Raw genomic sequence first — 6,465 nt, 5'->3', positions numbered from 1 at the left:
AACAGAGCTTTACGATCCGAAAACCTTCATCACTCACGCGGCGTTGCTCCGTCAGACTTTCGTCCATTGCGGAAGATTCCCTACTGCTGCCTCCCGTAGGAGTCTGGGCCGTGTCTCAGTCCCAGTGTGGCCGATCACCCTCTCAGGTCGGCTACGCATCGTCGCCTTGGTGAGCCGTTACCTCACCAACTAGCTAATGCGCCGCGKGTCCATCYGTAAGTGATAGATTGCTCCATCTTTCCCGATTCGGTCATGCGACCGTATCGCGTATCCGGTATTAGCATTCGTTTCCGAATGTTATCCCAGTCTTACAGGCAGGTTACCCACGTGTTACTCACCCGTCCGCCGCTAATCTTATCCCGAAGGACAAGATCCGCTCGACTTGCATGTATTAGGCACGCCGCCAGCGTTCGTCCTGAGCCAGGATCAAACTCTCCAAATTGGTGTTTGAAATGCTCATTACTTTTTATCGCTTTTTTCGCTCATCCCGAAGGATTTGCGAGGCAGTTATTACTCGTTGTTCAGTTTTCAAAGAACAATCTTCTCTTTCGTTGTTTCCGCGTGTGTCTCGCGGCGACAAGAAATAATATATCACAGGGGCCCAATTAAATGCAACCCCTTTTTGAAAGTTTTTTTAAAAACTTGTTTTTATCGATAAGAACGTGCATTTAGCGCGTAACGCGACAGTTCTTTAGGGGAGGCAATACGGGCATACATCCGGAAGATGATTTTGTATCTTCTCGTTATGGCTTGCTTAATATCCCCATCTAATCGGGAATCATTTAAATCAAGCAGCATTTCATCCAGTTCTTTGCGAAGGACGTAGTCGAGTTCTTTGCATTCTTTATCGTTGAATAGTATTCCGAGCATAGCCGTGAGCGACCTCCTTTAGTTGTAAAGCGCAACAAGCCCATCCAAAACGAACAAAAAAGCAACATCTAACGCCAATGCGTTTCGACACTGCTTTACTGTTATGCTCAAATATTGGAAAAATTATTACATCGTTAACAACCATGTTGTAATTGTACTTTCTATAACCGCTGCAATGAGCAGCGTTATCGTCAATATAACCATGACGGGAACGGTACGAACAACGAAGCTCTCAAGCTCACGTCCTGACTTTTCCTGTTTTGACCTAGCGAAAAGGATGGATCCTCCCGCTTTTAAGACGAGCACCCCGAACCGCATGCCATAAGCACAAGCTATAATGATCGCCGGGATTTCCAATATGCCATGCGGCAGCAGCCCTTTAATTACGAGCTCCGCTACGAACCCGCCGCCATGCAGCTCCGCGCTTGTTTTCAGCAGATAGCCGATAAGCATCCCGTTCACAACTAGAAAGAAAAACGGCAAAATGCCAAACAAAGCTCCCAAATACATGACCAAAATCGATTTTATCGCATTGTTCAAAAAGATGAAAATAATCATCGTCAAGGTAGGATTGCTTGAATTGTCGATCATATTGGCAAGCTGGCCAAGTCCCTTCAGCTGCTCATCCAGAAATGCTTTGAATGTCGGATTCGTGCCCCCAACGACCATTCCAGCTAAAAATAATATCGTGCCAAATGCAATATAGGGATTCATTTGCTTAAAATGCTCCCATATCAACCGCCATTTAAACATTTTATTTTCCTCCGCACTATGTAAGTTGGCAACATGGATGAATATCTTTGTTGTACGAGCATAGATTGTACTACAAGCGTAAATGACTGCAGCCTTCCATGGAGGCAAAAGCTCGTTTCGCGATAAAAGATAAGCGAAGTATAAAGGTCGGATTTATACTTTCTTATCTTTGTACAAGCTTCCATTAGAGAGGAGTGCCCTTCCCCATGAACGTTTTTTATGTTTTGAACGGTCGCAAGTTGAAACGGTATTTTTTGATTACGATCGCCCTTGTCTTCTCAGTCGGCATTATTTATGCCGAGCGCGACAACATCACCGTATTCGCACCGCAGCAGCCGGCTGCCATCTACAGCGTACCCACTGACAAAAAGGTCGTTGCCCTTACCTTCGACATCAGCTGGGGCGAGAAACGAGCGGAGCCTATTCTTAATGTACTAAAGGAAAAGAACATTAAGCAAGCTACCTTCTTCTTATCCTCGCCTTGGAGCCAGTCGCATCCTGATATCGTCAAAAAAATTCAGGAAGCCGGTTTTGAAATTGGCAGCCATGGACACAAACATGATAATTACAGCAAACTCAGCGATGAGGAAATTCGAAAGCAAATCACCACTGCGCACACCATTTTGTCCGACGTTACTGGCAAACAACCGAATTTAATAAGGCTGCCTAACGGCGATTTTGACAAACGGGTACTGCGTATTGCAGAAGAGCTTCAATATAAGGTCATCCAATGGGATACCGATTCACTCGATTGGATGAATATTGGCACAGACAAAATTATTAACCGCGTTGTGACGCGTGCTCACCCTGGCGATATTATTTTGTTCCACGCAAGCGATTCCGTAAAGCAAACTCATGAGGCGCTGCCGACCGTCATTGATCAGCTCCGAGACAAAGGCTACGACTTCGTAACGGTATCCGACCTTATCACACAAACAGAAATCGACGGCAAAGCTGTGCAGGATAAGACTTCGTCTACATTCCCGCAGCTCGATGCCGCCGAATTCGAATACTAAGCGCTATACGACCGGCTTTGCGGCAATTGCTGCTGAGTCGGTTGTTTCTTTTTTGACCAGACGATGCATCATCATGATTTGGTATGCATTGCAAACGAATAAAGGAACCATCATAAAGACAATGGCGGACACGTTTGTTTCCCCTTGAAGAGCTGGCCAAGCCTCGATAAAGGTAACGACAAACATAAGGAACATCGTAGGAACAAAGGCTGTTTTATTCGTTTGCTTAACCTTGAACCATGATACGACGCCGGAGAAAACAAGCAGGATAAGCGGCAGCGTCCAGAAAAACCAGTTATTCATACGCTGCTCGTACAATAAATAGCCAAGTCCGGCTGCTGCAAAGATCGTCGTATACCCTTGAAGCGCATTCCATAAATATTTTTTGCCGAATACGCTTAGGGCGATATAGTTCAAGGTTAAATAAGCGAAAAAGCCCATCTGGCTAAAGGCTCCGATCATTAAACCAACCAATGCCATCATTAATGCGTTGAACCCTACTGCTTTGAAGCCTAAAAAGCCAAACTCCGGATCGACCCAAGCCATGATCGCGCCGGTTATTACGCAAGCGAGCGCGCCGACTACCATGCCGCTCCAAAATAAAAAGAACCACTTTTTTAAATTCACGTTCATTATCCTCCTGAATGTTTATAATGGCCCGCTATCTAACCATCTCATGCTCATTATTTTCGCTGCAAAATGACTGCTCATGATGCCTACTCCCATAATCGTTGTTAAGTTGCTTCCGCAATACCCTTTATTTTACCACGTTCACAACAAAAAGCTAACGATTCTCCATGATAATACGGTGAACAATGTGCATAATAAGACCATGATCAATCACTTTTAGAACGTTTTGCTTATCCAAACGGATTACAGCTGTACGGACATAGAAGGGAGCATGCTAAGATGCGTATGAGGTGGGTTTTATTGTCGGTTATCTCCGCAATGATGTTTATGCTTGCAGGCTGTGGCGCCGAGTCATCAGGAGGTAGCAATGAGCAGGTCAGCTACAAGGACTTGAAGTCCATGGTTATCGACATTTTAAAGACGGAGGACGCCCAGAAGGCTTTACAGGAATCCTCGCAGCAAATGTCCGGTTACGGCGGGCAAACGTCAAAGCTGCTGTCGGTGCAGGATCAAGAAGAGGTTCGCATAGCGGTAAAAGATGTGCTTATCTCTCCTCAATACGATAAGGTCATCAAGAAGCTTATGGTGGACACTCGCTTTGCGGGTGAATTTGCGAAATCCGTAAATAAGCAAAATAAAGAGATCCATAAGGAATTGATCAAAGACCCTTCTTATCAAGCCGATTTAATTAAAGTGCTTAAGAACCCTGAGATGGATAAAATGATTCTCGAAGTGCTGCAAAGCACGCAATACCGCAAGGAAGTCATGTCCCTCATGCAGGAATCGATGCAAAATCCGCTATTCCGGCTTGAAGTGCTTGATCTGATGAAAAAAGCGGTTCAGGAAGAGCTTAAACCGAACCCTAATGAGAAGGTCGACAAGAAAAAGGATAAATCCGGCGGTGAAGGAGGAGATTCTGGCGGAGATTCCGGTGGAGACTCTGGCTCGGATGAGGAAGGCAGCGATTCCGGCATGTAGCACCCATTAGTTAAAAATAGCCCGAACTGGTTGTCCCCATAAGACAACCGTTCGGGCTTTATTTATTGTAGATCGTTATTTTACTCGCACTTGCTTAGCACACGATCCGCTAACTCCAAGTACAGTCTGCCTGTATCGGTATCCTCTTTGTAAACGGATGGGGCAAAATCAGGCTCAGATACGTGATTGTCCGGAGCGCCGAGCGGAATTTGTGCCATTAGATCAGCATGAAGCGTCTCAGCAAGGCGAGCGCCTCCTCCGCGGCCAAATACATATTCCTTCTCCCCGGAGGTCGTAGATACGTAATAGGACATATTTTCGACGATGCCGATAATCTCATGCTCGGTCTTTAGTGCCATAGCGCCTGCTCTTGCCGCTACGAACGCTGCTGTGGCATGCGGCGTCGTTACGATGATTTCTTTGCTCTGCGGAATGATCTGATGCACGTCAAGCGCAACGTCTCCCGTGCCTGGAGGCAGGTCCAACAGCAAATAGTCCAGCTCGCCCCACTCGATTTCTTGGAAAAAGTTGCGGAGCATCTTGCCTAACATCGGTCCGCGCCATACGATCGGGCTGTTGTCTTCGACGAAGAAACCCATCGACATCACTTTGACGCCAAACTTCTCGATCGGAATGACTCGCTCGTTCACCACATCCGGGCGCTCTTCGATTCCCATCATATCGGGAACGCTAAAGCCGTAGATGTCGGCGTCGATAATGCCGACACGCTTGCCCCTGCGGGCTAAGGCCACCGCAAGATTGACGGTCACCGTCGATTTGCCGACGCCGCCTTTACCGCTGGCGACGGCGATGAACTTCACTCCGCTGCTAGGGTCCAGCAGCGGGTTGGCAAGGCCGGCCCCGTGGCCCTGCACGGGCGCGGCGCCGCCAGTTTTGCCGGCAGCGGCGCTAGCCGCAGCCGCTGCTTGAGTTGCCGCAGGCGGCGGCGTAGACGCGCCTGCGCCCGCGGCAGGCGCTGCCTCGGCCCGAAACCGGAAGTGCACGGTTTCGGCGCCCAGGCGCGCCAGCGCCTCGCGGAGCGAGGCCTCCAGCGCGGGCTGCGCAGCCGCGCTAACCCCAAGGACCGTCATCGAAACTTGACGGTCCCTAACCATTACGTCGCGGATGGTGATCTCATCCGCCTTGTGCCCTGCCGTCACCAATTCGACGGCCTCTATAACTTGCTCACGTGTCAACATAGTATGTGTCCCACCTTTATATAATCAAAACTATATAATAGTCATTATAACACAGGAAACGAATCAACCAAGCTATCCGCTGACAAGCCGCCGCGTTTTTCCGTCAGCACGATCAATCAGTCGTTACTTCCTCCTGCAATACGCTGCCGCTCAGCTTCTCGCCTGAAGCGTATCTCAAAATGCCTTCATAGATGGATGCTGCCACCTGTCTTTGATATTCAGTATCAGCAAGCCTCTGGGATTCTCCCGGATTGGATAGAAAGCCCACCTCAACAAGCGCTGTTGGTATATCCTCAATAGCTTTGAGCACGTACACATCCTTTACGGTAGCCGCGACCCGCGTCGTATTTTCCAAATTACGCTTGATCTCATCTTGGATGAAGGTTGCCAATATCTTATTGTCCGGATGATTGGCAGGATGGAAAAAGGTTTGCGCCCCTGTCCATTTGGCCGACGGAATGCTGTTCATATGTATGCTAATGACAGCCGCTGGCTTGCTATTTTTAATAAGCGCCACACGTTTCTTCAAATCCTCTGTCTTCCGCTTGCTGTAAGCTCGCGCATCCCCCGTTGCAAGGTCGTAATCCCCTTCCCTCGTCATGACGACCATTGCCCCAGCCTGCTGCAAATAATCACGCAAATAGAGCGCGATGGCGAGATTCAAATCCTTTTCGATAATCCCTTGTTTGCTGATTGCGCCTCCGTCCACTCCCCCATGGCCAGCATCGATTGCGATGGTCTTCCCTGACAAAGGCAGCGTCCAATAAGACCATGTTTTTGTTGACGGCATGGATTGCGTAAGCAATATGCCTGTCAATGCAATAACCAACAGTCCGATCCCGATTCGTATGAGACCCTTATACGTCAACCAAATGACTACATGCCGACTGATTCGGCGCATAAAAAACCACCCCGTTCTCCATCAAATGAATAAGCGGCAGCATTCAGCTTCACTTTAAGCTTAATGCACACTTTCATTTATATGGGACGAGATGGTCGTTTATGAGACAAACCTTATG

General features: G+C 48.1%; 7 protein-coding genes and 1 other annotated feature. Of the genes, 2 read left to right on the top strand and 5 right to left on the bottom strand.

Going from position 1 to position 6,465, the window contains the following annotated elements; all coding sequences use genetic code 11:
- Positions 1-37: 37 nt before the first annotated feature.
- Positions 38-404: a sequence feature (16S ribosomal RNA rRNA prediction is too short), on the bottom strand.
- A gap of 244 nt (positions 405-648) precedes the next feature.
- Both ADU23_RS11825 and ADU23_RS11820 read right to left on the bottom strand, forming a co-directional pair.
- Complete coding sequence (locus tag ADU23_RS11825) at positions 649-870, bottom strand: hypothetical protein (protein WP_053373934.1); 222 nt, start codon at positions 868-870, stop codon at positions 649-651.
- A 126-nt stretch (positions 871-996) separates the two neighbouring features.
- Positions 997-1,623, bottom strand: a complete 627-nt coding sequence (locus tag ADU23_RS11820) for a stage II sporulation protein M (RefSeq protein ID WP_053373933.1) — start codon at positions 1,621-1,623, stop codon at positions 997-999.
- Between the two features lie 206 nt (positions 1,624-1,829).
- On the opposite strand from ADU23_RS11820, the gene pdaB reads away from it, so the two are divergent.
- Positions 1,830-2,639, top strand: coding sequence for a polysaccharide deacetylase family sporulation protein PdaB (pdaB, locus tag ADU23_RS11815; protein WP_053373932.1), 810 nt, complete (start codon positions 1,830-1,832; stop codon positions 2,637-2,639).
- Between the two features lie 3 nt (positions 2,640-2,642).
- On the opposite strand, the gene ADU23_RS11810 is transcribed toward pdaB, so the two are convergent.
- On the bottom strand, positions 2,643-3,266 hold the full coding sequence (locus ADU23_RS11810) for a KinB-signaling pathway activation protein (protein ID WP_053373931.1): 624 nt from the start codon (positions 3,264-3,266) through the stop codon (positions 2,643-2,645).
- Positions 3,267-3,548: 282 nt separating this feature from the next.
- On the opposite strand from ADU23_RS11810, the gene gerD reads away from it, so the two are divergent.
- Entirely contained in the window at positions 3,549-4,247 is a 699-nt protein-coding gene (gerD, locus tag ADU23_RS11805) for a spore germination lipoprotein GerD (protein ID WP_053373930.1), read from the top strand.
- Between the two features lie 80 nt (positions 4,248-4,327).
- Here gerD and ADU23_RS11800 read toward each other — a convergent pair whose 3' ends face one another.
- Both ADU23_RS11800 and cwlD read right to left on the bottom strand, forming a co-directional pair.
- A complete protein-coding gene (locus ADU23_RS11800) occupies positions 4,328-5,446 on the bottom strand; it encodes a P-loop NTPase (protein ID WP_053373929.1) in 1,119 nt (372 codons plus the stop codon).
- Positions 5,447-5,558: 112 nt separating this feature from the next.
- Positions 5,559-6,347: an N-acetylmuramoyl-L-alanine amidase CwlD gene (cwlD, locus tag ADU23_RS11795; protein WP_053373928.1), complete on the bottom strand. Its 789-nt coding sequence runs from the start codon at positions 6,345-6,347 to the stop codon at positions 5,559-5,561.
- Between the last annotated feature and the right edge of the window lie 118 nt (positions 6,348-6,465).

Origin of the sequence: Paenibacillus sp. FJAT-27812, assembly GCF_001273905.1 — a bacterium.
Lineage (GTDB): Bacteria > Bacillota > Bacilli > Paenibacillales > Paenibacillaceae > Pristimantibacillus.
The sequence above is the reverse complement of the archived record's forward strand: the minus strand, read 5'-3'. Positions and strand labels throughout refer to the sequence as shown.